Genomic DNA, 26,835 nt, shown 5'->3' on the forward strand with positions numbered 1-26,835 from the left:
CTCCCCTTTCCCATCCGCTTGCGTCTCTCGTGCCCAGTACTGGCATATCTTCAAGCTGAAGATCCCGGGGCGTTACTGCGGGTTTTCCTGTTCCATATCCCGGTGCCCGTCCGCCTCCTCACCGATGCCTGGGGTTCACGCGGCAGCGCCTGCTCCTGCTCTTGTTGCGTCAGCACGACCAATTCATCGGCCAAGTGTGCGCGACCCGGTAACAAATGGTGGATCTGGTATAGCCGGCTGGTTTTCCCGGAGTCCCAGTGCGAGGTGATCACCTGTCGCTCCTTGCTGCTTTCAGCCATCGACCGAAGCGCCAAACACGCAGGACAGTATCCACTGTTCAGTTTTATGGGCGATTGCCGGCTATGGTGGGAAATTGTTACCAGGAAGCGGGCGTTGTAGTGCACGGCGTATATTCGAATTACCTGGTACGGCACACCCGAAAAAGGCGTGCACACGAATTTCGATTCGTGGCTTTTCGGCGTTTTCCGTTTGCATCCCATTGCCGCGAGGATAGGACGTAACCCCAGAAAAGCCGTGCCGGTACCCGGAAAAAAGCCATACGCTTCAAGCCCTGCGCGCAGTTGCGGCAAGCAGCCATGCAATCGCGGGATGGTCGGGGTGACAGGCAATAAGCCTGTGGCTTTCTTGGGTAACAGGGTTACGGTCATCTGAAGCACTCCACCCCGATGGGGCACACTATAGGCAGGTTATGTGCCCTTGGCAAGCGTTTTGATTTTTTGTGTTTGATTTTTTGCATACTTTACGTACAGTGCCCGCCCCATGGCCCTCTCTAATGTCACCCACACACTCCTGTTCAAAGGCGATATGGTCGAACAGGGGCGGGCGCAAGCTCATGGCCATGCTCAATACGGTCGTCAACGGGTTCCATAATTTGGAGGATATCGTTCCCGCAGCGCAGCATCTGGCCTGCGGACTTGTAGCTTACGGCGTACAAAATGAGCATTACGCCTATGTCGGTGAAGCGCCGATCTATGCCCTGAACAGGGATTGGCTGATGACTTTACGTTATCCGTGAAGCAGGCCTGGATAGAAGTCTATAGCTTGTGTTCTCCAATGTGATGATTGCAGCAGCACTGGACACGCAGCTGAAGGCACCCCAAGGCCTTCAGTGAAGGCACCCCAAGGCCTTCAGGTCTAACTAATAATGACCGAGGTGCCCACCTCCCAGCGAAATGGCTCGCTGTTGGGCCGAGAGTCCTGCCAGCAGCGGGATGATCGGTGAGCGTTCTACGAGCATGCGGTGTCCAAGCCGTCATTTTCAGGTTTCCCGTGTTGCACACTTTCCTCGGCGGCTAAACCCTTACATTTGCCCTCTTTCCAAACCTCTCCTGCATCCATCAGCAATGTAGCACGCCATTTCCCCCTTTCTCAATATTCATGCACGCCTTATGTCACATTCATCTGTTATGGAAGATCATCCAGTATAGTGACGCTGATTTGCGCGAACCGCTCTACCGCGCCCGAAAAAGGAGGCCGATGCCTTGGCCATCCTGGAGCCGCAGGTACATGCGGGGCATGCTATGGCCATATCCTACCCGCCGGATTCCTGACCAGCCTGTGCTTGGGTTGTTCCGTTCACTGCAGGAGGCGAAGGGCCTGGTATTCTGGTAAGGTATCTGGATTGAACATTGTCTGATGCAACCAAATTGGAGGCCTCACGCATGGATCAAAAAGGGCAGTACGCGGAAGCCAAAGCCCTACTGAAGCTGCTTCTGATCAGCGGTTTTATAACATTGGCCTGTGCAGCGATCATAGTCCTGGCTTGGTGGTTATGGTCTTGAAGTGCGGCATTGTGAGGGCATGTCGGTGGATGACGATCTCCGGCTTCCTGCTCCTGCTTTCCGGGTGCGGTGCTTTGTCGGTTGCTGATACGGATACTCTGCAGGCCATACAGCACGAGGGTCACTATCAGCAGCCCATCCACGCAGCCATCCTGGATACAGGATGGCATACGGGTTGGGTGTTGCCTGCCCAGCCTGTATGGGAGGGTCTGCCGATGCTGAGGCCGTATTTCCCCAAGGCGCGGGTACTCTTGGTGGGGTTTGGAAATCGCGGTTTCTATGAGGCTCGGAACCCAGGAGCATTGCTTGGCCTGCGGGCATTGTTCCCCTCTCCGGGCGTTGTACTTCTGCAGGGGATTCCCCACAAGCATTGGCGCGCTTTTTTGCTACCCCAGGTACACTTGTTGCCGCTCACCCTTTCGCCGGCGCGGTTTCAAAAGCTCCTGCACTACATTGCGCGTGCGATTCTCTGGAAGCGAAATGGGCCGGAACCAATTACGCGTGAACCTTGGTATCCGCATGGCATTTTTTTTCCATCGACAGAGCCCTACGACGCCTTTCATACTTGCAATAACTGGATAGCCCAGTCTCTGCACGTCATGGGTTTCCCGGTGAACAGCTTGGGAGTGATTTTTGCGGGGCAGGTACAGGGGCTCTGGAAACAGATCATTCGAAAGCAGCGTGACGAGCATCCATTCGCAAAGGTTCATTTGTACACTGGCACCGCTCAGCGGAATCATCGTGCTAACCCGGTACGTTTTATTTCCGATGTCAGGCAAACCAAGCCCTTTTACCCTGGAACCGACGCAGTCCGCACAAGGAGAACCGCTGGAATTCCATCTCCATTTTGAAGATGCCGAAGGCCCGCACCCATTATTTACCATCTCTCTCCGTTTTTAGCCCACGAGTTTTCCAAAAAACGTATTTTTCTGTAGGCAGTAAATAAACAGTATTGAGATCTAAGTTGATCTACAGAGAGTAAAAAAGTAATTATTTTTCTATTTGTTAATATAATACCAATTGCTATTCTCTATAAATTATTTTTCATTCTATTTGTTTTGCGAATGGAATAGTTTCTACCGGAGGGGTGAGGAGGTGTTGGTGATGAGTATGTTAGAAAATATGGATGATAACTGTGTTGGGGCTGGGGGTTGACTGTGTTGACAACGGCCACAGCAACTGATGCAGATTCGAGTAGTGTTACCACAACAGATAATAGGCATGTTGCTGATCCTGCTTGCATGTCAACCAGGGGATGTGGTCCATGGACGTGGGTTTTTCCTACAATCTTTCCCAGTTCGTCCGAGGCCTCACCGTTGCCGACTATACTGATATCTCGGTAACCCAAAATAAGGCCGGGTATCCTCAATACCACAATCCGTATTTCAGCAACCGTTTCTACTTTAAGTACCACTTCTGATTGGAACAAGGAGATCGATCATGAAAGTTAGCACGAAAATGCTGGCACTGAGTGCCCTCAGCCTGGCACTCGTTGCCGCCGCGCCGGTTGCCATGGCAGCGGTGATCGCCGACCTGCCGATACCTGTCAAGCCGGCCAAGCCCTATCATTTCGACCTGATCACCAAGTCGAACGCCTCGCCCTACTGGCTGGCGGTACGTGATGGTGCCGATGCGGCCGCCAAGAAATTCGGCGTCTCCGTATCGTTCACCGCGCCAGTGAGCGGCCTCGACCTCGCGGCGCAGATCGCCATGGTGGATAATGCGGTGACCGCCAAACCTGCCGGGATCATTCTCGCGGCCCAGAATCCGAAGGCGCTGCTCGGCCCGGTACGGAATGCGCTCAATCACCACATTCCGCTGGTGACGGTGGATTCCGGGGTTTCGCCAAACATTTCCGATTGCTTCCTTGCGACATCGAATATCAAAGCCGCCGCGCATCTCGCGGAGTACACAGCCGTCCACCTCATGCACAAGAAGGGTCAGTACGCGATCATCGACTACAATCACACATCGTCGACCGGTATCGAGCGACCGGCGGGCTTCATGAAGGGCATGAAGGCCTATCCGTCGATCCAGAAGATGGGGCCGATCCAGTATGCGGACAACAGCGTCAGCAAGGGCATCCGCATTACGAACGATCTGCTGACCCAGTATCCGAAGCTGAAAGTGATCTATGGTGCCAATGACCGCTCGGCTCTGGCTCCAGCCGAGGCGATCGCGCGCACGCATAGCAAGGTGAGGGTCGTCGGCTTCGATGCAGATCTCGGCGAGATCAAGTACATCAAGAATGGGACCATCCAGGCCTCGATCCTGCAGGCACCCTATGACATGGGCTACTACGCGGTGGTGGCGCTGCTCGACAAGATCGCCGGCAAGGCGATTCCAAAGCGCATTGCCACGCCGTATATGTTGGTGACGCCGCATAACGTCAACACCAAGCAGGCGACCAAGATGATCCAGCAGTACATACCCGCCTATAAGCAGACCGCCTGATCGTGTTCGGCGAGGGCGGGGAGATGGATCAGATGGCTCAGGACGGCAAGGCGGCCGCAGCAGGCACCGGTCGGGAGACGATCCCCCAATTTGCCAAACTGATGGCGTTCGGTCGGCAACTTGCCTTCGCGATGATCAGCATCATCGCGCTGGTCGTCCTCTTCACGGCGCTCAATCCGCGCTTCGCCACGGCTGGGAACTGGTACGACATCTCCGAACAGATGGCGATGATCGCGATCCTCGCGGTTGGCCAGACCTTCATCATCGCGGCGGCGGGGATCGACATCTCGCAGGGCTCGGTGCTCGGCCTGTCGTCGATGATCTGTGCACTATCCATCGTGAATTTCCATCTGCCCATCATCGTCGCGATCATCATTACCCTCGCCCTGGGTGCTGTGGTCGGGGCTCTGATCGGCGCGGCGGTGGTGGTGCTCAGTGTTCCGCCTTTCATCGCTACGCTGGGCATGCTGGCGATCGCCCTCGGGGGTGCGTTACTCACGACCGACGGCGAGCCGGTCTTCAACCTGCCCAGTGCTTTCCTGTTGATTTCGCAAGGTACGGTCCTTGGATTGCCGACCATGGCCTGGATCGCGATTGTGCTGGCACTGATCGCGGCCTTCGTGCTGAACAAGACACGGTTCGGTCTCTATACTTTGGCGATCGGTAGCAATCCCGAATCGGCGCGTCGCGCCGGCATCAACGTGCCACGGCATCTGATGTTGGTCTACGTGCTCGGTGGCACGATCTCTTCGCTCGCCGGGATCGTCTATACTGCCTATACGGCGACGGGGGAACCGACCGCTGGTACCAATTATGAGCTTTATTCGATCGCCGCAGTCGTCATCGGTGGCGGCTCGCTGTTCGGTGGGATTGGCACCATCCTGGGCAGTATTCTGGGTGTCCTGCTCATGATGATTTTGAAGAACGGTACAGAACTTGCCGGCATCTCCCCGTATGTCGAGGAGGTGATGCTCGGCCTCGTGGTGATTGGCGCGGTCTATATCGATCATCTGCGCAGAAGACAGCGCTGACCGGGGTGAGCATGGCGCTGGTGTTGCCCTACACCTTATAGACACATAGCGCGTTGTTGCTGAAGATATCATCGCGCTTGGATCGCATCGGTGAAAAACCGAGTTGCGTGCATTCTACAAGTAATCCGGCGACTTTGCCGGCTTGAATGATCGACATGATGTCGGAAGGAGAAACCCCATGAAGCTACCGATCGAAAGCGCCGCGCTCGTGGCGAGCGGTGACCTGCGCCTTTCGGCCAACCGGATGTGCTGGCCCGTACAGGAGACGATGGAGCACAAGCTAACGGCGGCCTTTGCCGACGAAGGCGTGGCACTGAGGCGTGCCCATCCTTACGATCCCGAGGAAGGTCATGGCTTCATCAGCAGCCAGCGCATGGGCCTGGATGTGTTCAACGCCATTGATCCCGAAACGCCGGTCGTGGTTGCCGAATCGGTATGGCAATACAGCCACCACGTACTGCCCGGCCTGCTTCATCATCGTGGCCCCGTACTGACCGTGGCCAACTGGGACGGCACATGGCCGGGGCTCGTCGGTGTGCTGAATTTGAACGCCAGCCTCACCAAGGCCGGACGGGCATACAGCTCAGTTTGGAGTGAGGATTTCGGCAGCGACGCGGCCTTCCGTGCCAAACTGAGACAGTGGCTCGCAGAAGGTACGGTCACGCACGACACGAGCCATGTACATGATCTCCAGCCATCGCGGCTGAAGACCGACGCGTATACGCTCGGACGCGACGTCGCCGCTTCGCTGAAGCGGGACAAGGCCATTCTCGGGGTCTTCGACGAAGGCTGCATGGGTATGTACAACGCCATCCTGGAGGACGCACTGCTCAATCCCCTGGGCATCTTCAAGGAACGCCTGAGCCAATCCGCCCTGCTGGCGCAGATGCGCCTGGTTACCGACGACGAGGCCCGTGCGGTACGTGCCTGGCTGGATGAGCGCGGCATCAATTTTCACACCGGCACCGACGATGCCAGCGAATTGACCGATGCGCAGATCCACGAGCAAGCCAAGATGTATATCGCGGCGGTACGCATGGCCCATGCCTTCGGCTGCGATGTGATCGGTATCCAGTATCAGCAGGGACTGAAGGATATGACTCCCGCCAGCGACCTCGTGGAAGGGCTGCTCAACAACGTCGAACGTCCACCCGTATTCGATGCGGACAGCGGCGTCGAGCTATACGCCGGCCAGCCACTGCCGCATTTCAACGAAGTCGATGAGGGCGCGGCGCTCGACGCGCTGATTACCAACCGCGTCTGGCGCGCATTGGATTTCGACCCTGCCACCACGCTGCACGATCTGCGCTGGGGCGAACACTATAACGGCCCCGACGCGCAGGGGAATGCTGTCGATGCCTTCGTCTGGACCCTGCAGATCAGCGGCGCCGTGCCCGCAAGCCACATCGATGGCGGCTACGCCGGTGCCCACGGTTACCGCCAGCCGGCAATGTACTTTCCCAAGGGCGGCAGTACCCTGTCCGGCACAGGCAAGCCCGGCGAGGTGGTCTGGAGTCGCGTCTTCATCATGGACGGCAGACTGCACGTCGACCTCGGTCGCGGCACGGCGCTGCGCTTGCCCATAGCCGAAACCCGGAGGCGCAGTCAGCTAACGACGCCGGAGTGGCCCATCGTCCACCTCGTCACCCACGGCGTCGATCGCGATGCCATGATGGCCAGACTCAGGGCCAACCACGTCCAGATAGCCTATGCTCCGGACTCTGATGCCGCGAATCATGCCTTGGCCTGCAAAGCCGCCGCCTTCAACGCCCTGGGCATCGGCGTCCATCTTTGCGGCGACACCGAACTCAGCTAGAGGAAACGTCTCAATGGGTGAACTGCTACTTGGTATGGATATCGGCACCTACAGCAGCAAGGGGGTGTTGGTCAGGCCGGACGGGACAATCGTCAAGTCCGCCACGGTCCCTCATACCATGGATATTCCTCATCCCGGCTGGGCCGAACAGGATGCCGATGGCGTGTGGTGGCACGATGTCCTCGAGCTATGCCATGAGCTGATCGATGGTGATCCCGTTCGCGGCAACGACGTCGCTGCTGTCGCCTTGAGCGCCATCGGTCCCTGCCTGCTGCCGCTGGACTCCGTCGGCCGACCGCTGCGCAAGGGTATCCTCTATGGCGTCGATACCCGCGCCATGAACGAGATCGACGAACTCGCCGAACGCCTCGGCGAGGATGCCGTTATGCGTCACAGCGGCATGGCGTTCACCAGCCAGGCGATCGGCCCCAAGATTCTCTGGCTGCAGCATCACGAGCCCGAGGTCTGGGCCAGGACGGACAAACTGCACACCGCCAGCTCCTACCTCGTCTATCGGCTGACCGGTGAGCACGTGATGGACAGGCACACTGCCAGCCATTACATGCCGCTGATCGATATCCACGCGCTCGAATGGAACGACGCGCTGGGCTCTCGGCTGGCCGGCCAGGACCTGCTGCCCCGGCTGGGCTGGAGCGACGAACAGGCCGGTGTGGTCTCTGCGGCGGCAGCCGACGCGACCGGACTCGCCCCAGGCACGCCGGTCGCGGTTGGTGCAGTGGACGCCCTGTCAGAGGCCATCAGCGCCGGGGTCACCAAACCGGGCGACCTGATGATCATGTACGGCAGCAGCACCTTCTTCATCCTCATCGAAGAAACACCGCATCCGGACCCTCGCGTCTGGACTACGGCGGGGGCGTTCAAGGATCAGTACGCGTTGGCTGCCGGAATGAGCACGACCGGCAGCCTGACCCGCTGGTTTCGCGACCAGTTCGCACGGGATCTGCCGCAGGACAGCGCTTACCAGGAACTGTTTGACGGCGCGCGGCGTGTGCCACCCGGTGCGGAGGGGTTACTGTTGCTTCCTTATTTCAGCGGCGAACGTACGCCCATCAACGATCCACTGGCCAAGGGCGTCCTGGCGGGTCTCACCCTATCCCATACCCGCGACCATCTCTATCGTAGCGTCCTCGAAGGTATCGCGCTCGGCATCCGTCATAACCTGGAGACCTTCCAGGCGATCGGGATCCCGATCAAGCGTGTTATGGCCGTCGGCGGCGGCGCGCAAAGCGCCATGTGGCCACAGATCGTCAGCGACGCCGGCCACGTCCGTCAGCACTTGCCCCGCATTACCATCGGCGCTAGTTACGGCGATGCCTACCTGGCCGGGCTGTGCGCCGGCCTGGTCGAACCGGGCAGCATCGGCAGCTGGAATCCGCCGCAAGTCTCCATCCACCCGAACGAAGACCATTATCCGCTCTATGATGAGCGCTATCGGCAGTACCAGACCCTTTACCAAGCGACGCGTGAGGTCGTGCATGAGCTCGGTACAACCGCTGATGATCGCCACCCGTCGGCTGCGAAATGAGGTACCTTGAATCTCGTGGGCACTCCCGATGGGGGATCTTGCTTTATGGTGTTGGTGACGACTGGATAGGCAAGGAGGAAACAACGGTGCGGTTACGCAAGATCCCGGCGGGTGCACGATACGGACGGGGTGCTTGAGATGGCAGATACCACGCCCGCTCTCGAAGTCCGGTCGATCAACAAGCATTTCGGTGCCATCCAGGCCCTGACCGATGTTTCGATTTCGGTCGCGCCCGGCGATGTTCTCGGCATCGTCGGCGACAATGGTGCCGGCAAGTCGACGTTGATAAAGGTGATTTCCGGCGTCCATCACCCCGATGGCGGGGAAATCTTGCTTTCCGGCAAGCCGGTGCATTTCCGCTCTCCGCGCGAGGCCCGGGATAGCGGAATCGAGACGATCTACCAGGATCTCGCACTCGCCGACCATCTTGATGTCGGGGCCAATATCTTTCTTGGGCGCGAACCGGTAAAGCGTCTCGGTGGCATCTTGCCGATCCAGGTGATTGACAAGGCACGCATCCGCAACGAGGTGAGAAATATGCTTGCGCAAATCGAAAGCCATATTCCCGATCCTGCGTCACGCGTGTTCGATCTTTCCGGCGGCCAGCGGCAGGCTGTGGCGATCGTGCGCGCGCTTTACTGGAAGGCGAAGGTCGTCATCATGGATGAACCGACCGCGGCGCTTGCCGTGATGGAGACAAAAAACGTGCTGCGTCTCACCCGGCGGATCGCTGATGAAGGGATCGCCGTGCTGTTCATCGGCCATAATCTCGTCGAGATGCTCCATATCTGCGACCAAGTGTGCGTTATGTATCATGGTCGGAATGTGTTCAATGCGCCCTCGAAAGAGACATCGCAGGACGAATTGATTCGCTATATGACTGGCTATGCCGACGCGAAAGAGACTGTGTGATCGCGTTTTTCACTGATCGAAAATCCGATTTTCCGCATTATGGAAAACTTTCTGCATTGCAAGATAATGTGCGCTGTTCTAGTATCAAAAATACGGATGAACGTTTTATAACATAATGATTATAAGGTAATTTATTTGTCCTGCATGGGCAGCTGGGCTCGTGGCGCCTTGCGGGCTGCTACGGAAAGAGCCACTGCCAGATAGGAGAATTGATCATGGCAATTAAAGAACAACCAGAATACTCCTCTCCCTACCGTTGGGTCATGGCGATCATCACCGGGGTGATCATGACCACCAGTTTTATCTCTTTGACCTCATTTGGGGTGGCAGCGCCGGCCATGGCGAGGGCGATGCATGTTTCCCTGCAAACCTTGTCTTCGGCAGGCGTAGATGCCTTTTCCGTTGGTCTTTTCATTGCTTTTTTTCTTGGCCATGGTGGAATATTCGATACAAGAATCCGTTGGGGGGTCTTGGTGGCGCAGACTTTTCTTATTGTGCCGCAAATTTTGATTCCAATTCTTATGCCTCTTACCCAGTCCATCATTCTGCTCATCATCCTGCGCTTCTCACAGGGCCTGATGATCATGATGATTGCCCTGTTTTCCCTGCAGCTTGCCGGATGGTTTCGTTCAAGCCAGCGCGGTATCTCACTGGCCGCGATGTTGGGTGCCATTACCCTGGGGGGCGCCTTGGGTGGGGTGATCACCGGTAGCCTCTCTGGTCTCGGCTGGCGGTCGGTATATTTCATTACGGCTGCAATCATGGTGCTTGGGGCAGTGATCTATTTTATTTTTGCAAAAGATGCGCTCAGCCATGCGGACGAAATCAAGAAGTCGAAATCCGAGCATCATAAGCACAAGCTCTGGTCTTACCCGATGACCTGGATCATGGGAATTGTGCAAATCCCCAATAACTGGACCTTGTTCACCATCGGCGGATTTCTCCCTATTTATGCCTACCATTTGGGCTATAAGCCTGAACAGACGGGCAATGTGATGTTCATTTGGGGGCTCATGGGTTTTGCCATGGCTATCATCGGTGCTTTGCTGGGGGACCATTGGGCCAAGCAGGACAATACCCACCGGAATTTTGTGAACGCCCGACTCAAGGCTATCACGCTCGCCAATGGGTTCATCATTCTCGGCGCCCTGATGATCCTCTACCTTGCACCACTGTCCTATGCTTGGTTGCTGCTATCGGCATTGGTAGTTGCCGGTACTATGGCCACTCCCCCCAATTACTGGGCGTCACCCTGCAATATCTTCCCGGTCGCGACCATGGGGGCAGGGGCCTTTGCCATTGGCGTCATTTCCAATTCGGTCAGCGCCATTGGGCCGGTAGTTTCGTCGGTAATCATTCACACCATTGGCTGGCCGGGCGTGTTCTGGGTCATGGTAGGTCTGGCAGCGGTGGGATTGGGGGTGAATTTTCTGGCAATGCATACCCCTCTTCCCATCGAGATCGAAGGCCCGGAGGAACCGGACAGCAATTGCGCAGCCGGACTTAGTCATTGATATGTGTTGTACGTAGTGAAGTTCAGGGGCACAGTCAGACCTTCCATTCGCTGTTCGATGCGGCGGACGGTTTTCTGCAGCAGCGGAATCCACTCCTCGCATCGTCAATACTGTATTCGGTAAATGTCGGCAATCCTGTGCGTTGGACATATCGTTGTGTCCATTCGGCGCCATGTCGGACAAGCATGAATTACCCTCCTTCCCGCGCCGGCGCGTCCAGGAGATGACAAGACGGTCAATCACCTGAACGAGACCACGAACAGCAAAGTCGTTTTATTTTTCATGATGTGGAACGACATCCTCATTGCGGAATAGGCTATGGGATACTATCCTCTTAGATGGATTTTTTGACCATTGGGAGATTTGGTATGGATTCCGCGGACGCAGCATTGGGGCCTTGCCCATCCTTTTGTGAAGGCATGGAATTTTTTGGCTCCGCTTGGCCAGATTTCGCTCGCCTGGCCCAGACGCCTGCCATTGGCGAGGGAAAGAATGCCATAGACTCGGTCGAAGATGAGGCTGTGGTCTATCAGGCGCTGTTGATGGCCGATGCCTTGCGTTACTGCACCTTGCAGGTATGTGCCGCTAAATCTTCGGGCCACCCCGGTGGTTTTGCTTCCAGCGTGGAGGCTTATGTTGCCCTGGTCATGCTGGGGCACACCAACATTGTCACGGAAGTGGGCCACCACGCACCGGGTTTTTACAGCGCCATGTTCCTCGATGGTTCTTTGGAGGCCATGAACATTCATGACATGCAGGATTTCATGGCGCGGTTCCGGGAACGCCATGGCCTGCTGGGTCACTTGTCCGGTGCCATACCGGGTTTGCTGGCACCCGCCGGCCCTTTGGGCCAGGGGCAGCATTTCGCCATGGCGGGCGCACTATTGCACCCCGGCATCCTGTTCCCGGTGACCATTGGTGACGGTGGCTTTGGCGAGCCCTATGTACTGAGCAGTTTCAAGCATTTTCATTTTGCCTACCCCAAGGTGACCAATTATCTGCCGGTATTGGTGTGGAATGGTTTCAGCCAGGAGCACCATTCCATGGTCTCGCGCATGGGTAATGCCGAGATGATCGCGTACTGGAAGGCCCACGACTTCGAGGAGGTATTCCTCGTCGACGCCAAGGATTTCGACGATGCCCATCAGGCCGGTCCGTATGTGGATTCGACCCGTTTTTCCTTTTCCCAACGCATGGTGTTTATGGGCGCGGTCTTGCGTGCGGTGTCAGAGGCCGCGGAAGCGGCCCTGCACGGCCGTCATGTGGCTCTTGTCCTCAAGCAACTGAAGGGTGCCGGGATGCACGTCACGGGTGCCAAGTCCCACAATCTGCACCCGCAGGATACGCTGCAATCTCCTGAGATTCGCCAGGCATTGCAACGTCTTGCCTTGGCCCCAGCGGCTTGGGATCTGGTGCGGACGAATATGTCCCGCGCCGGTGGCGGCCCGGCCGGCACGACGGTAGTCACGGAGACAACGCGGGAACTGGCCCCCTTGGGTCCTTTTCCGTTGCAGGATTTTGCCGTTGGCCAAAAGGCAGTGCCGGCGACGGCGATGGGGGCGCTGGTGGCTTGGTTGGGACAACAGGACCGTCGCTTCGTGGTGAGCAATGCCGACGGCAATGAAGCCTCGGCCATGAAGTGCATCAATGACGCCCTGAAAATCCGGCACCCTACGGAAGATCCTCTCTACAACCAGATGCCCACCGGCCAGGTCTATGAGCCGCTCAGTGAGGATGCCTGCGCTGGACTGGCGGCGGGCTTGGCGCTCTTTGGCGGGCGTTCCCTGTGGCTGTCCTACGAGTCCTTTGCCATCAATGGCTGGCCCATCGTCCAGACCGTGGGTCAGGCCATGGCCGAATTGCGGCGGCCGACCCCTTCCCTGGTCTGCATGTTCACCGCCGGGGCCTTGGAGCAAGGGCGTAATGGTTGGACACATCAGCGTCCCGAGATCGAAAACTATCTGGCCGCCCAGATGCGTAACGGTAACGTCTTCGTACTCTACCCCTGCGATGCCAATGCGGTCCAAGCGGCCTATGCCTATGCCGTGGAAAGCCGGAACAAGGTCATGGCCATCATTGCCTCCAAAAGTCCGTTACCGGTCTATCTGAGTCTGGCTGCGGCCCGGGAGGCCATCTCCCGTGGTGCCGCCTTGCTTTATAGCGGCCCAGCCGGAAAGAGGGGGTCGGTGACGCTGGCGGTGACGGGTGACATGGTGCTGCTGCCGGTCTTTGCCGCCAAAAGCGAACTGGAGCAGGCCGGCATCGGGGTGCGCATCGTCAGCGTGCTGAATCCCCGGCAACTGTACCGTCCCGGTGACGTGGCGGTGGAGACGGTGGCTGAGCCGGATCGGAATTTTTTGCCGGACGACGAATTCCACGCGCTGTTTGCCGGAGATCTTCTCCTGGGCATCAGTGGTGGTGGTTCCGGGGCGCTGGAGCCGGTTTTCCTGCGCAGCCGCAGCCGCCGCCGCGACCTCTTGGCCTGGCGGCGTGGGGAGACCACCGCCAGCGCCAATGAACTGATGGAATTCAACGGATTGACCAGTGCCGCCATCGTGGCCAAGGTCGAAGCCATGCTCGCATGAAGGAGGAGTTCAGGATGCCGCCGGCGGGGCGCGACAAGATCATCGTCATCGATGACGATCCCACGGGATCTCAAACGGTCCATTCCTGTCCGTTGCTGCTGCGCTGGGATCCCGAGACTCTTGCCGAGGGTCTGGCCCAGCCTTCCCCCCTGTGTTTCGTGCTTGGCAATACTCGGAGCATGGGTGCGGTGCAGGCGGCGCAAGTGACTCGGGAAATTGCCGAGAATCTCCGCCGGGTGCTGGCGGCAGAGGAGGGGTTGTCCTTGCTGCGTCCCCTCTTTGTCAGTCGTTCCGATTCCACCCTGCGTGGCCATTATCCCGTGGAAACCGACGTGCTGGCGGAAGTCCTGGGTCCCTTCGATGCCCATTTTCTGGTACCGGCCTTTTTCGAGGGGGGCCGCATTACCCGCGGTGGGGTCCATTACGTGCGTCAGCAGGGGCAAGAAATACCGGCCCATCTGACGGAGTTTGCCAACGATTCGGTGTTTGGCTATCGGCACAGTTATCTGCCCGATTACGTCGAGGAAAAGACGGCCGGGAAGATCCGCGCCGAGGCGGTGGCGCGCCTGAGCCTGGAAGATCTCCGGGAGGGCTGCCTGCCCAAGCTCCTGGCCTTCCGGGACAATCAGTGTGTGGTTGTGGATGCCGAACGGCCGGAGGATCTCACGGCCTTTGCCCAGGACGTGCATCGCGCGGCGGAGGCGGGCAAGCGGTTTCTGTTTCGCAGCGCGGCGAGTCTGCTCACCGCCCTGGCGGCCCTTCCACCCCAACCCATCCCCCCCGAAGAGATGGGACGCCTGGTCCGCCAGGACCGGCCCGGTGCGGTCTTGGTGGGTTCCCACGTCCCCAAGACCACGGAACAATTGGATCGCTTGTTGGGGGAGCCTGGACTGGAGGGCATCGAGATCGACGTCGATGCCTGTCAAGGCCCCAGCGCAGTACGGCAGCTGGCGCAGGTCCGGGAGCGGGCCGCCCGTATCCATGGCCGGGGCGCCGACGTGGTGATCTATACCAGTCGCCAGGAACGACAATTCTCCAGCCGGGATCTCCGGCTCGCCTTTGGGGCCCGGGTTTCTGTCTTTCTCATGGATGTCCTGCGGGTTCTGCCCAGGGATCTGGGTTTTTTGATCAGCAAGGGAGGAATTACCTCCAACGACGTGCTGAGTGCTGGTCTGGCGCTGCGCTGGGCGCCGGTCCTGGGGCAGATCATCCCTGGTTGCTCGGTCCTTCAATGTCCCCCGGATCATCCCCAGTTTCCCGGTTTGCCGGTAGTGATCTTCCCCGGCAACGTGGGAGATGAAAACGCCCTTGTCCTGGCCCGCAGGCGGCTGCGCGGAATGCGGAATGCGGAGGTACCATGAGCAACCAGCTTACGGAGGCGCAGCAAGCCTTTCTGCGCGAAGTTCGGGAGGTCCTGCCGGCGGAACGGCTGCGCCTGGGGGCCGAGGCATTGGCGCCCTATGAATGCGATGGGCTTTCGGTGCTGCGGGAGCTCCCTCTTTGTGTGGTTTTGCCCCAGGACCGGCGGGAGGTGGAGGCAGTACTGCGGCTTTGCCATCGGCACGGCGTTCCGGTGGTGCCGCGAGGTGCCGGCACGGGACTTTCGGGTGGCGCCCGCCCGGTGGCCGGGGCGGTACTGCTTTCCCTTGCCCGGATGAACCGGATCCTTGCCCTGGACCTGGAAAATCGCACGGCCCGGGTAGAGCCCGGCGTGCGCAATCTCGCCATCAGCGAAGCGGCGCGGCCGCATGGGCTTTACTACGCCCCCGACCCTTCTTCGCAGATTGCCTGTACCATCGGCGGCAATATCGCGGAAAACTCTGGCGGGGTGCACTGTCTGAAGTACGGCCTGACGGTCCATAACGTTTTGGCCGTGGACGTGCTGACGGCCGCTGGGGAACTGTTGCAGTTGGGCGGCTTGGGGCCCGACGCGCCAGGTTATGACCTTCTTCCCCTATTCATTGGCTCCGAAGGACTGCTGGGTATCGTCGTCGAAGTGACGGTACGCCTGCTTCCGGTGCCGGATGATACGGTAGTCCTCTTGGCCGCCTATGATTCGGTGGCGGCGGCCGCCCAGACGGTCAGCGCCATCATCGCGGCCGGGATCATTCCGGCTGGGCTGGAGATGATGGATCGACTGGCCATCGAGGCGGCAGAGGCCTATGTACATGCCGGCTATCCCACCGCTGCCGCGGCCATCTTGCTTTGTGAACTCGACGGTAGCGAGGAAGAGCTGGTCCAGCGGGAGGAAGAGGTGATGGCCTTCCTGCGGCAGCATGGGGCGACGGACATCCGGGTAGCCCATGATCCGCAACTGCGGGCGTTGCTCTGGAAAGGGCGTAAGGCGGCCTTTCCAGCGGTGGGACGCATGGCGCCGGATTATTATTGTATGGATGGTACGATTCCCCGTTCCCGCTTGGCAGAGGTGCTGGATCAGATCCAGCTTTGGTCGCAGGAATACGGCCTGGCGGTGGCCAATGTCTTTCATGCCGGTGATGGCAATCTGCACCCCCTCATCCTCTATGATGCCAACGAGTCGGGACAGCTGGCCGCGACGGAGTCCTTTGGTCAACGGATCTCGGGTCTCTGTGTGGCGGTGGGGGGCAGTATCACGGGGGAGCATGGGGTGGGTGTCGAGAAGCTCGACAGCATGTGTGTGCAGTTCTCGGCCGCCGAGTTGGCGCAGATGCACCAGGTCAAGGCCGCCTGCGATCCCCTCGGTTTACTCAATCCAGGCAAGGCGGTACCCACCCTCCACCGGTGTGCCGAGCTGGGGGCCATGCACGTACACGGGGGGGCACTGCCGTTCCCGGATCTGGAGCGCTTCTGATGGACTTGAGTACCGATCTCCAAGAACGAGTACAGGCCGCCCATGGGGCAGGTCGACCGCTGCGCGTCGTCGGCGGCGGGAGCAAGGCCTTTTATGGCCGCCCAATCCAGGCGGAACGTTCCTTGTCGGTCCAGGGACACAGCGGGGTAATCGAGTATCAACCGGCGGAACTCTTCATCACCGCCCGGGCGGGAACCCCCCTGACCGTTCTCCACGAGACCTTGGCCGAACGGGGCCAGGCCCTGGCCTGCGAAGTCCCCGCCTTCGGTCCCGGCGCCACCCTGGGCGGGGCCTTGGCCTGTGGCTTTTCCGGCCCGGCCCGGCCCTATCTCGGCTCCTTGCGGGATCAGGTCCTTGGCATGCGCATACTGAACGGGAAAGGGGAGGACTTGCGCTTCGGTGGCCGGGTCATGAAAAATGTGGCGGGCTATGACCTGTCCCGACTCATGGTGGGTGCCCTGGGTACCCTGGGGGTGATCCTGGAGGCCACTCTCAAGGTGCTGCCCATGCCCGCCCACACCCTTACCCTTGTTCAGGAATGTTCGCGCTCGACAGCCATCCAGCGGATGAATCGTTGGGCCGCCAAGCCCTTGCCCCTGACGGGTTCCGCCCACCTGGATGGTCGCCTGTACTTCCGGTTGACCGGAGCCCAACGGGCGGTGGCTGCGGCGCAGACCGAGATGGGCGGCGAGGTCCTGGGTCCCGATGCGGCAGATCGGTTTTGGGCAGATCTCCGGGAACAGCGACTGGATTTTTTTGCCCCCGCCGAGCCGCTCTGGCGTTTTGCCGTTGCTCCAGCCTCGCCGGTTTTTTGTCCGGACTTGCCGCAGGTGTTGGAGTGGGGTGGGGGGCTGCGCTGGCTAAGGGCAGCGGGCGATCGCCATCGGTTTCAGGAACTGGCCCGGACCTACGGGGGCCATGCCCTGCTCTTTCGGAGCAGGGGGATGGAGAGTCCTTTCCCCTTGCTTCCGGCACCATTGATGGATCTACATCGGCAGCTGAAAGCCGCATTCGATCCCCGCCATATCCTGAATCCTGGGCACCTTTACCCAGACTTGTGAGGGTTCGACTATGCAAAGTCAAATTGCCAGCGCTTTTCAAAATGCCAGCGACATCGATGAGGCCGAGTCCATCCTGCGTAGCTGTGTACATTGTGGGTTCTGCACGGCTACCTGCCCGACGTACCAGATTTTGGGAGATGAGCTGGATGGACCAAGAGGGCGCATCTATCTCATCAAAGACTTTCTGGCCGGCCAGGAAACCTCTAGTGAGAGTTTGGAACACCTGGATCGCTGTCTGCTTTGTCGAGCCTGTGAAACTACCTGTCCATCAGGGGTGCGGTATGCGCGACTTGCGGAAATCGGTCGCCGGGAAATGGATAAAAAGCTGACGCGGCCTTTGCCCCAGCATCTGGCCCGGGTGGTATTGCGGTCGATCTTCCCCTATCCTCGGCGCATGCAGTTTTTGCTGCGCTTTGCCCAGGCCTGGAAGGGTGTATTACGGGAGGACTGGGCAGCGCGGATTCCTGAGCCTTGCGAATCTGTTGATACCCTGTCGCAGCAAGGTTCCGTTCATCCCCGCGTCTTGCTGTTTGATGGCTGTGTACAGCAGGTGACGACCCCAAACACCAACCGCGCCCTGACACGGGTACTGGATCATCTGGGTGTTTCCTGGGCACTGCCTGCGTCGGCGGGATGCTGCGGGGCCTTGAGCCTGCATTTGAACGCCGAAGAAGAAGCCCATGATTTCATGCGTCGGAATATCGATGTTTGGTGGCCATGGGTGGAAGAGGGGATAGAGGCAATCCTGGTGAGCGCCAGTGGGTGTGCCTCCATGCTCAAGGAATATGGTCAATCTTTACAAGATGATGCGCTTTACCGCGAGAAGGCGCGGCGCATTGCCGAATTGGTCCGTGATCCTGCTGACTGGATGGTTTCGATGGGCGCTGGTATTAGCGCGGCGAAAAGTCCACGGTCAAGAATTGCCTTGCATAATCCGTGCTCTTTGCAGCACGCTATGGGCCTGCATGGCCAAATCGAGCAATTGCTGCAAGATGCTGGCTACGAGCTGCTGCCCGTAGCCGATGGCCACTTGTGCTGTGGGTCGGCTGGTACCTATTCCCTGCTGCAGCCGGAATTGTCCGGGGAGCTACAGCGACGGAAGCTGGAAAACCTGCAGGCGGCCCATCCGGATTGCATTGCGACGGCGAATGTTGGTTGTCAGCTCTATTTGCAGCAAAAGTCTCAGGTTCCCGTTCAGCACTGGCTACAATTACTGGCTGATGTCTTGCCCGCGCAACCGGCATTACCCTAACCGGAACCCAGGTTTTTTCCCAGGCGGAGCAGAAGGGCTGCATTGCGGGCAGTTTCGCGAAGGGTTTTGGCTCCACCGGCGAAGATGGCTTTTTCTGCTGTTAGTCGGGGCAGGGTGGTAAGGATCACATCGATCCCCATCTCACGCAGAGCATCCATATCATCGCTCCGAGAGCCAGCCAATACCAGCAGGGGTTTCCCCCAACGGCGGGTTCGCCGGGCAACACCCGCGACGACCTTACCATGGGTGGTCTGCGAATCTACGCAGCCCTCGCCAGAGATGACCAGATCGGCGTACTGAATCTCTTTTTCCAGGTCGAGAAGTTTGGCAATCACGTCGATACCTGGCCGTAGCCGGGCATGAAAAACGGCGAGACAGGCCGCAACGATTCCTCCCGCTGCCCCGCTGCCGGGAATCCGGCTGATGGATTGGGCGCTCACCCTTTCCAGGCAGCGGGCATAGTTCTGCATGCCCCGTTCGAGTCGGTCGACCATCGCGGGATCCGCCCCTTTTTGGGGTCCGAATACCCGGGTCGCTCCTGTGGGTCCCAGTAAAGGGTTATCCACATCACCGATTACTTCGACCGTGCAATGGGCAAGACGCTGATCCAGCTCTTCCAGATCAATGTGTTGTATCTGCTGCAAGACTTGGCCGCTCGGTGAAAGTAGCGTCCCGTGGCGATCATAAAAGCGGGCGCCGAGCGCGCTGAGCATTCCCATGCCACCGTCATTGGTGGCACTGCCGCCCACGCCGATGACCAGTTTTCTGCAACCGCTGTCCAGCGCCGCCCGGATGAGTTCGCCGGTCCCCAGCGTCGAGCAGATTTCAGGGTTGCGCTCGCCGCTGGCCAAAAGGAGTAGGCCACTGGCTTCCGCCATTTCAATCACTGCCATCTCACCACCATCGAATAGTCCGAAAGACGCCTTGATCCGGCGATGCAAAGGATCATGTACCAGCCGTTCGATGCGTTCCCCATTTCTACTTTCCAACAAGACCTCCAGGGTCCCTTCACCGCCGTCGGCAAGTGCCAAGCAGCGATATTTCCAGTCTGGGTATATTTCTGCGAGACCGGCATGAATTTCGGCTGCGGCCTGGACTGCAGTTAGACTACCTTTGAAGTGGTCCGGAACAATGAGGATACGCATGAAAGCTCCTTGGATTCGGGCCTTGGTATGATACCAATTCCAGTTTAGAGATTCAGCCCGACTCCGCTGGTCGCCTTGATGAGTCAATTTTTTTCGCCAAAGGGCAGAAAGGCAGATCAGTGCTGATGACCATCACGCAGACAAGGTGTTGCAAAAGGGCCAGTGGCGACCCTGGGGAGATTCTTAAAGCCCGTTAGCCCGAGCCGCCCATTCTGAAAGAAAACAGCCGAGAGACCTTGATACCCGGTCTGAGGGGTCCGAGGCCTGCGGGTTCTCACAAAAGGTGGCTTGTTTTTTTATGAGCCTGACATGCAATCAGAGCTTCTGGTCGTCGACATATGTTTCAGGACTTGATCTTGGATGTCATTCACTAAGGCACGGCGCCTATTTGTCTCCGCACGTTTCTTCGATGGCACCTCGCTTAGTGGCTTGGATTCGACGATGACAGGCAGAAGCCAGTCAGCACCATCCGAATTGGCTCCTTTCTCGTCAGTGCAGAATGCGTCATAGTCAAAGGCAATCTCACGCCGTTTTGCCAAGCTGCGGTATACGTGGTTGTCATTGCCAACCATACGCAGCCGATCGCAGTCGGTGGCGATGGCGATGAAACGCAAGGTGCTGAGTATCAGCGAGCGCGGTCTCAGGCCGTGCAAGTTGTGGGTCAAGTCACGGATCTTCTGACGGCCATTTTCATTTGCTGGACCCTGCATACAGCCAATATCCAGCTCCCTCAATCCATCCGTTCTTCGGAACGAGAAACAGGCACTATACAGTCGCGTGCGACTGTCGCCCTCGGTGAGATGCAGAGCCAGTTCCCCCTCCTTGCCGAACTGGGCGGGTCGAGAGAGCAGCAACTGCAGAGATTGATCTTTTTTGTCGACAAAGCGGGCGATAAGTACGGTCTGTTCATAGGCACGGGCCATGAGCGGAGCCATGTCGAGGGCTTTGATAACCTCGATATGATCTTGGAGAAGGGCCAGGCGGGTCTTGGGCCGAATTCCAGCACGCCGGTAGGGTCTGTGGATCTTCTCGGCCATTTCCGGCTCGTGTTCAAGACAAGCTTGCAGGTTCGCATCGCTGTGCAGTAGATCAAGCCAGATGGCTGTTTCGCGCATGGAAAACAGCGTACGCAGGTGGAAGCGCAGTCGGCGATGATACTGTTGTGGATAGAGTACTCTGGCACATTCATCAGCCATTTTCGCGAGATGTGGGTCGGTCCGCGCCTGGATTAGAGACAGCAGCCAGAATTCAATAATTCCGTGTTTTATTTCAGTCTAACCTAATCAATATGTCTGCGTCTTTTTAGATGAGCAGAGTGCACCCTTTTGGCGGGTGTGTCCAGGGCCGGACGGGCAGAATGGACGGAGTTGCGGGACTGTCCGGGCCGCAACGGGCTGCTTTGAGACGGAACATGGAGTCACACTCCTTTTTGGGGCTGATATATTCTAAATTACTATTATGGGGCATCATTCAACAACACCACCCAATCCCCCGCCCGTAAGTGGGCATGGCTCTTCAGCACTTGCAAGGACTTGTGTCCGGTAATGCTGGACACCTGCATGGGGTTCAGTCCTTTCTCAAAGAGGCAGCTGGTGGCCTCATGGCGGAGATCATGGAAGCACAGGCCGGTAATGTCGGCACGTTTGCAGGCACGGCCAAAAGATTGGTGGATGACTTCAGAAGTCGTACCAAACACTTTGCCGTTCATGCTGCGGGGCAATGCTTCTATTAACCTGGCCCTTAAATACCCGACAATAGTGTGGTATAATTTGCCTATGGAAAGAATCGATGTGCGCAGTTTGACGATGGAAGGTAGGTGGATGCTCCGACAGATGGTGGTACGCCTGCGGAAGCAATCGGGGATGACCATTCAGGATCTTGCCCAGGTTTCTGGCGCTCACCCCACGACGATCAAAGGCTGGTTGGCCCGTGCCCGAAAAGAAGGAGAAAGCGGACTGGGAGAGAAGCGTCGCGGCCGCCCGGTTGGTGCGTGTCGCAAGCTGAGTCTGACGGCAGAGGCGTGGGTACGCGATCAGATTGTGCGCGGGAATCCGCGCCAATTGAAGATGTCCTTTGCTTTATGGACACGTCCGGCGATCCGGGCCTTGATACGCACCCAGTTTGGCGTGGATTTACAGGAACGTCTGATCGGAAAGTACCTCAAACGTTGGGGGTTCACGCCACAACGTCCGGTCAAAAAGGCGCTGGAACAAAATCCGGAAGCGGTTCGCCAGTGGCTGGAGCAGGACTATCCACGCCTGCGTGCGCAGGCGGCCCAAGAGGGGGCCATCATTTATTGGGGCGATGAAACGGCCGTCAAGGAGGATGCCAACTGGGTGCGAGGCTATGCGCCCCGAGGGCAAACGCCGGTGTTGGAGATGCCAGCCCGCTGGACCTCCTTATCCATGATCTCGGCGATTTCACCACGTGGGGAGGTGGCCTTTCAGATTGTTGAAGGCAGTATCCATTCTGAACGTTTTATCGCTTTTCTGGACACGCTGATTCAAGATGCTCCGCAGAAAATCTATCTGGTCGTGGATAACCTGCGTGTCCATCATGCCAAGGTAGTGACGGCGTGGTTGGCCGATAAAAAAGATCGGATTGAGCTGATTTTCCTGCCTCCTATGCACTGGAGTCCAATCCGGATGAATACCTGAATCGGGATTTTAAAACGGCACTGCGCATTGGTGCCGTCAGTACTGACAAGGATTCACACTGGAAAAAGCGCAGGCTTTCATGCAGGGCCTACGCCAAATGCCGCATAAGGTAGCTAGCTATTTTAGGCCCGCCCAGTATGCGAAGGGTATTTAAGGGCCGGGTTAATAGAAGAATGATCCGAGATATAACTCTCTGACCTCTTCGGGAAAACATAACATCCCAGGGGTTTTTCACCAATGCAAGGGGATACCTGTTCATGTTAGATATGTATGACGGGCATATATAGTTATTACAACTTCTATTTCCGTCATATATAATATGAGATACTTTCAGCAGCAGGAGAAATCATGGAAACCACAAAGCAGCGCGGCAGACCGAGAATCCACCCCGACCGCAAAGCCGCGCAGCGGGCGGCATCGGCGGCATACCGCAGCAGAAAAAGAGCCAGACGGCAGGCGGCGACCATCCACAGCGCCATTATTGACCTGTCCGCAGTGGCGGCGTACAAAGTCAGAAAGTAAGGGGGAATTACAGGATGGACGTTCAGGAAACCATTGAAAGCCTACGCAAACTGATAGAAGGCGCGATTGCGCCCAGCATCCGGGATATTCAGGGGCGTCTCGACAGCCTGGACAAAAACGTGCAGGAAATTCGTGAGGAAATCCGCGACGGCAACGCTAGACATGAACGCTTGGAAATGCGCATGGACAATGGACTGACCGATTTGCGCGGAGAGATACGCGGGCTGAATGCCCGCTTCGATACACTCATGACCGCCATCCTGGGAATGCGCCAGCCCATTTATCCAGATTCCGTGCTTTCCCGTTTAGAGCAATTGGAAAAGTCTGTGCAGGAAGTGATCCGATCCATCGGATAGAAGTCGTATAGTATTCAGCATCTACTAAGGAGACATCGTTATGTCATTTCGATTTGAAATTATACAGGATGATAAAGGTCTTTGGTATTGGAAGCTATATGCTGATTATAACGAATTTGGAATATCGTCAATACATTATGACCGAGAAGAAATATGCCGTGAGGCTGTAATGAGTATAAAGATAAAATCAAAGGATGCAGCAGTCATCCCGCCTCCGACCATATGATGCAGGGTTGGTAGTTGCTCACTGATCAAGATAATTGATATCGACCATCAATATGTTACTCGTCAGGACCGGTATCCTTCCAATCTTCAGGGGGAACAATTTTTGCGTCTATGTCAGCATGTTCCTTTAACAAATATAATAAGCCACTACCAGATAAAAGTTCCATCGGTTTCCCACTGGCAAAATCAAAAGAAGCTTTACCGTAGCCACTCGTGGTGACCAAAATTCCTTTTGAGGCCCCTTCATTTTGCATTGTGCCGAACAAGTCCCGTACCGCGCTGACGCCAACAGTGTTTTTGTACCGTTTCGCCTGTATGACCACCTTACCGCCAAAGATAGGTCGAGGATCAAATGCCACGCAGTCTACCCTTCCGTCGCGTGACGCCTGTGTTTGTCTGGTTTCCAGACCCATGGATTGGAACAGATTGGTGATCAGCGATTCGAACTCGCTCGGAGTCAAATCCATTAAATTAGGCCGTTGATCAAGAGTGGAAAGCACGTCTTCATCATCAATAAAACGAGGGTCTGTCATATTCAATTCTACCACCGGACGTACAGGCACCAATTCAGCAGCACTTTTTGAGACGGATGCATTCATAGTTTTCAGACAGGTCGTTGGATCGACATGCGCCAAATCAAAATCGCCAAACGAATCCCTGGTGGTTCTGACCGTCACGATACATGGATGGATGGGTTTACCGGTCCCCCGATCAATAGCATGCACATGGCCGTTAAAAACGATGGTGTCGATGTAACTGGATGTATCTGATACAAAAATTTCGTGGATCGACCGCAATGCAGTTTGCGCGACCGCTTGAGTATACAATGCTCGGCGTTGACTCTCCGGGTAAGCTATTTCGTTGAACGAGTCAGAGGATTTAACATACTTTACTGATTTATCTTTTGGAATACATTTATCATATAGCGGAAGATCATAGGCTATTATCAGTTGTTTTGATTCTGATTGGTATTCTGCGCGAGCTTCCTTGGGAAATCCATCAGGGTATGGACTGTTAGCTAAAACGGTTACAAAATACTCTACAATAGCCTCCGTGTCACCAATCGAAAGTGCGTGTTGAAAATCATCTATGATCTTTTTATAATGCTCTACAGAGCGGGCGTAATCTTCTTGACGTTTCTTTATGGCTTGTCTGCGCTGATCTTCTCTTGCTCGAAAGTCATACGCTGCTTCCTCGAAGGATCGCTTCGCCAGTTTTACTTTTTCCTGATAGGATCTTTTCACCCAAGGTAACAAGCCTGCCATGACTGAGGGCTTTTCTGGCTCATATATTGACCAGACTGGTTCTTTATGGCCATGATCAAGATCACTTAGGTCGAGTTTTTTTGCGTACGGATACTCACGCAACTTCCCAAAGTCAATAACTGGATTAAGACTCAATCCATTGGTCAGTATTTGCTGAAGTGACTGGACGTATTTCATTAGCTGCTCGTTGCGTTCTCTTTCTTCCTCCAGCTTGGATTCGATATAAAGCCTTTTTCGTTCTTTTTCGTTAGCTGCTGCGGCACGTTCTGCATTTCTAATTGAAATTGCTTGGACGCGGTGCTGTCTTTCAATTTCGCGTTGGCGATCTCGAGACTCGCGTTCCACCGCACGAACAAAGCGGTTCATGCTACTAACAAATTTACGGGCCATACTACCTCATCTTTATTGCTGATATCTAGGTTACGAGTTGCCTTTAAATTGCCAACCACCATTAGCATTCAGTGGAGTTTGGTTGGTCAAGATACATCCATTCGCTAAACATTCTTTGTCACTGTCTGTTACTTCTTTTTGTCTCTATATGAAAACACCAACAAACTGTAAGGCAAACCCAAGCGCAACACAACAAAAACCTATTCGCTGGTAATGCTTGCGCCCTTTATTACGTTTTGAGATGCCACCACCTGGTTCTTGAGAGGAAGCAAAAAACGGGACACTTTCAAAACCATAAGAATTCTTCCAAAGAATAAGTGCTCCTGCGAATCCCATGAAAAGCCCCGCACCGTTTATCACCTTCGCAACAAATTCCATCGGCATCACCCCAGCAGCTTCACCAGATCCTCTGCCCGTAAATGCGTGTATCTCGTCAGCATTTGCAAGGTTTTGTGACCGGTGATGGACTTCACTTCCATGATGTTCAGTTTCCGTTTCTCGAATAATCGACTTGTCGCTTCGTGCCGGAGATCGTGTAAGTGTAGTCCCTTGATGCCTGCACGTTTGCAGGCACGGGCAAAAGCAAGATGGATGGCTTCATAGGTGGTATCAAACACCTTGCCGTTCAAGCTCCGGGGTAAACCTATCAATACTTCCATAGCCGTGCTGGATAAGGGGACAGTGCGGGCCTCGCCATTTTTTGTTTTGGGTAGAAAAGCAGTATGTTTTTTCATATCAACTTGATTCCAGAATAAGCCTGGCGTAAGGATGGACCGGATGCCAGTTTTAGGATCGGTCGTGTCTTTGGTTTCTAAAATTTCTCCCACACGCATCGCGGTTTCGATGGCAAAGCGCACGACCGGAAGCAGCCAGGGATTCCGGGACTCGCGGCATTCTTTTAATAGACGTTCTTCTTCATTGCCGACTAAGCGACGGTCTCTGGCTTTTGATGGCGATGGCATCTTGATCTGCAAAACGGGGTTTCCCATCGGCAAACTGATCCCCCATTCCTTGATTGCCAGATTCAACACTCTTGACAGTAAGGAAAGCTCGTGTCGTACCGTCTGGGTACTGATTCCGGTAGATAATCGCTGATCCCGATACTTGGCAAGGATGGATGGTGACAGGGACGCCAGGGAATGACTACCGATATGCTTAATCACGATTCCTGCCGCTGACCTGACCGATTGTTGAGATTTCTTTTCCGGCAAGACTTCCACTATATACCGGTCAAGAATTTCTTTAACGGTCGTGCGCTCGGATTCCGTGCGCTGAACAAAGACCCCCCGCACCATTTCTGATTCTGTGACTTTTGCCCATGCTTCCGCCTCTGCTTTTGTGCGAAAAGTTTTGACCTGGGAAGGATAGCCTTGCTTTCGGATTCTCGCCTGCCAGCCAATCCTGACCTTTTGGTCATCGTATCGGGGTGAAATGGTGGCCATGATTCAGTGCTCCGTGACAGTGTTTTTGAT

General features: G+C 56.5%; 23 protein-coding genes. 16 read left to right on the top strand and 7 right to left on the bottom strand.

From position 1 onward, the window contains the following. Positions 1 to 50: 50 nt before the first annotated feature. Positions 51 to 668, bottom strand: a complete 618-nt coding sequence (locus ACJU26_RS02640; protein ID WP_414041008.1) for a hypothetical protein — start codon at positions 666 to 668, stop codon at positions 51 to 53. A 185-nt stretch (positions 669 to 853) separates the two neighbouring features. Here ACJU26_RS02640 and ACJU26_RS02645 point away from each other — a divergent pair, with 185 nt between their 5' ends. The 13 genes from ACJU26_RS02645 (at position 854) to glcF (ending at position 18,803) form a co-directional block, all read left to right on the top strand. Continuing rightward, positions 854 to 1,036: a hypothetical protein gene (locus ACJU26_RS02645; protein WP_414041009.1), complete on the top strand. Its 183-nt coding sequence runs from the start codon at positions 854 to 856 to the stop codon at positions 1,034 to 1,036. Positions 1,037 to 1,831: 795 nt separating this feature from the next. Further along, positions 1,832 to 2,653 carry a DUF2459 domain-containing protein gene (locus tag ACJU26_RS02650; protein ID WP_414041010.1) on the top strand — a complete coding sequence of 274 codons (822 nt, stop codon included), beginning with the start codon at positions 1,832 to 1,834 and terminating at the stop codon, positions 2,651 to 2,653. Positions 2,654 to 3,242: 589 nt separating this feature from the next. Next, positions 3,243 to 4,256, top strand: coding sequence for a substrate-binding domain-containing protein (locus ACJU26_RS02655; protein ID WP_414041011.1), 1,014 nt, complete (start codon positions 3,243 to 3,245; stop codon positions 4,254 to 4,256). Between the two features lie 32 nt (positions 4,257 to 4,288). Beyond that, positions 4,289 to 5,287 (top strand): ABC transporter permease, encoded by a 999-nt coding sequence (locus tag ACJU26_RS02660; RefSeq protein WP_414041012.1) that lies wholly within the window; start codon positions 4,289 to 4,291, stop codon positions 5,285 to 5,287. A gap of 178 nt (positions 5,288 to 5,465) precedes the next feature. Further along, on the top strand, positions 5,466 to 7,103 hold the full coding sequence (locus tag ACJU26_RS02665) for a hypothetical protein (RefSeq protein WP_414041013.1): 1,638 nt from the start codon (positions 5,466 to 5,468) through the stop codon (positions 7,101 to 7,103). A 13-nt stretch (positions 7,104 to 7,116) separates the two neighbouring features. Beyond that, positions 7,117 to 8,649, top strand: coding sequence for an FGGY-family carbohydrate kinase (locus ACJU26_RS02670; protein WP_414041014.1), 1,533 nt, complete (start codon positions 7,117 to 7,119; stop codon positions 8,647 to 8,649). Positions 8,650 to 8,787: 138 nt separating this feature from the next. After that, the gene (locus ACJU26_RS02675) at positions 8,788 to 9,561 is read left to right on the top strand and encodes an ATP-binding cassette domain-containing protein (RefSeq protein WP_414041015.1); all 774 of its coding nucleotides are present in this window, start codon (positions 8,788 to 8,790) and stop codon (positions 9,559 to 9,561) included. A gap of 215 nt (positions 9,562 to 9,776) precedes the next feature. Beyond that, positions 9,777 to 11,075 (top strand): MFS transporter, encoded by a 1,299-nt coding sequence (locus ACJU26_RS02680; protein ID WP_414041016.1) that lies wholly within the window; start codon positions 9,777 to 9,779, stop codon positions 11,073 to 11,075. Positions 11,076 to 11,443: 368 nt separating this feature from the next. Beyond that, on the top strand, positions 11,444 to 13,660 hold the full coding sequence (locus ACJU26_RS02685; RefSeq protein ID WP_414041017.1) for a phosphoketolase: 2,217 nt from the start codon (positions 11,444 to 11,446) through the stop codon (positions 13,658 to 13,660). Positions 13,661 to 13,674: 14 nt separating this feature from the next. Continuing rightward, a complete protein-coding gene (locus tag ACJU26_RS02690; protein ID WP_414041018.1) occupies positions 13,675 to 15,021 on the top strand; it encodes a four-carbon acid sugar kinase family protein in 1,347 nt (448 codons plus the stop codon). Next, complete coding sequence (locus ACJU26_RS02695; RefSeq protein WP_414041019.1) at positions 15,018 to 16,490, top strand: FAD-linked oxidase C-terminal domain-containing protein; 1,473 nt, start codon at positions 15,018 to 15,020, stop codon at positions 16,488 to 16,490. The genes ACJU26_RS02690 and ACJU26_RS02695 overlap by 4 nt, the downstream gene beginning before the upstream one ends. Continuing rightward, on the top strand, positions 16,490 to 17,551 hold the full coding sequence (gene glcE / locus ACJU26_RS02700; protein WP_414041020.1) for a glycolate oxidase subunit GlcE: 1,062 nt from the start codon (positions 16,490 to 16,492) through the stop codon (positions 17,549 to 17,551). Before ACJU26_RS02695 ends, glcE begins: the two co-directional genes overlap by 1 nt. 10 nt (positions 17,552 to 17,561) lie before the next feature. Further along, positions 17,562 to 18,803, top strand: coding sequence for a glycolate oxidase subunit GlcF (gene glcF / locus ACJU26_RS02705; protein ID WP_414041021.1), 1,242 nt, complete (start codon positions 17,562 to 17,564; stop codon positions 18,801 to 18,803). Here the strand turns inward: glcF and ACJU26_RS02710 are convergent. The 3 genes from ACJU26_RS02710 to ACJU26_RS02720 form a co-directional block, all read right to left on the bottom strand. Further along, positions 18,800 to 19,948, bottom strand: a complete 1,149-nt coding sequence (locus ACJU26_RS02710; RefSeq protein ID WP_414041022.1) for a glycerate kinase — start codon at positions 19,946 to 19,948, stop codon at positions 18,800 to 18,802. The two genes, glcF and ACJU26_RS02710, sit on opposite strands and share 4 nt — an antisense overlap. 296 nt (positions 19,949 to 20,244) lie before the next feature. Continuing rightward, positions 20,245 to 21,144, bottom strand: coding sequence for a DUF535 family protein (locus ACJU26_RS02715; RefSeq protein WP_414041023.1), 900 nt, complete (start codon positions 21,142 to 21,144; stop codon positions 20,245 to 20,247). A 260-nt stretch (positions 21,145 to 21,404) separates the two neighbouring features. Then, positions 21,405 to 21,656 (bottom strand): tyrosine-type recombinase/integrase, encoded by a 252-nt coding sequence (locus ACJU26_RS02720; protein ID WP_414041024.1) that lies wholly within the window; start codon positions 21,654 to 21,656, stop codon positions 21,405 to 21,407. Between the two features lie 82 nt (positions 21,657 to 21,738). Between ACJU26_RS02720 and ACJU26_RS02725 the strand changes: the two genes are divergently transcribed. The 3 genes from ACJU26_RS02725 (at position 21,739) to ACJU26_RS02735 (ending at position 23,483) form a co-directional block, all read left to right on the top strand. Beyond that, positions 21,739 to 22,605, top strand: coding sequence for an IS630 family transposase (locus tag ACJU26_RS02725; protein WP_414041025.1), 867 nt, complete (start codon positions 21,739 to 21,741; stop codon positions 22,603 to 22,605). Positions 22,606 to 22,953: 348 nt separating this feature from the next. Continuing rightward, entirely contained in the window at positions 22,954 to 23,127 is a 174-nt protein-coding gene (locus tag ACJU26_RS02730) for a hypothetical protein (protein ID WP_414041026.1), read from the top strand. A gap of 14 nt (positions 23,128 to 23,141) precedes the next feature. Next, positions 23,142 to 23,483: a hypothetical protein gene (locus ACJU26_RS02735; RefSeq protein WP_414041027.1), complete on the top strand. Its 342-nt coding sequence runs from the start codon at positions 23,142 to 23,144 to the stop codon at positions 23,481 to 23,483. 281 nt (positions 23,484 to 23,764) lie between these two features. Here the strand turns inward: ACJU26_RS02735 and ACJU26_RS02740 are convergent, their stop codons facing one another. The 3 genes from ACJU26_RS02740 to ACJU26_RS02750 form a co-directional block, all read right to left on the bottom strand. Then, complete coding sequence (locus ACJU26_RS02740) at positions 23,765 to 25,363, bottom strand: restriction endonuclease (protein ID WP_414041028.1); 1,599 nt, start codon at positions 25,361 to 25,363, stop codon at positions 23,765 to 23,767. Positions 25,364 to 25,507: 144 nt separating this feature from the next. Continuing rightward, on the bottom strand, positions 25,508 to 25,741 hold the full coding sequence (locus ACJU26_RS02745) for a hypothetical protein (protein WP_414041029.1): 234 nt from the start codon (positions 25,739 to 25,741) through the stop codon (positions 25,508 to 25,510). 5 nt (positions 25,742 to 25,746) lie between these two features. Next, positions 25,747 to 26,805 (bottom strand): site-specific integrase, encoded by a 1,059-nt coding sequence (locus tag ACJU26_RS02750; protein ID WP_414041030.1) that lies wholly within the window; start codon positions 26,803 to 26,805, stop codon positions 25,747 to 25,749. Positions 26,806 to 26,835 lie beyond the last annotated feature (30 nt).

The sequence above is a fragment of the Acidithiobacillus sp. M4-SHS-6 genome, assembly GCF_047421495.1.
In the GTDB taxonomy this organism is placed as follows: domain Bacteria; phylum Pseudomonadota; class Gammaproteobacteria; order Acidithiobacillales; family Acidithiobacillaceae; genus Acidithiobacillus.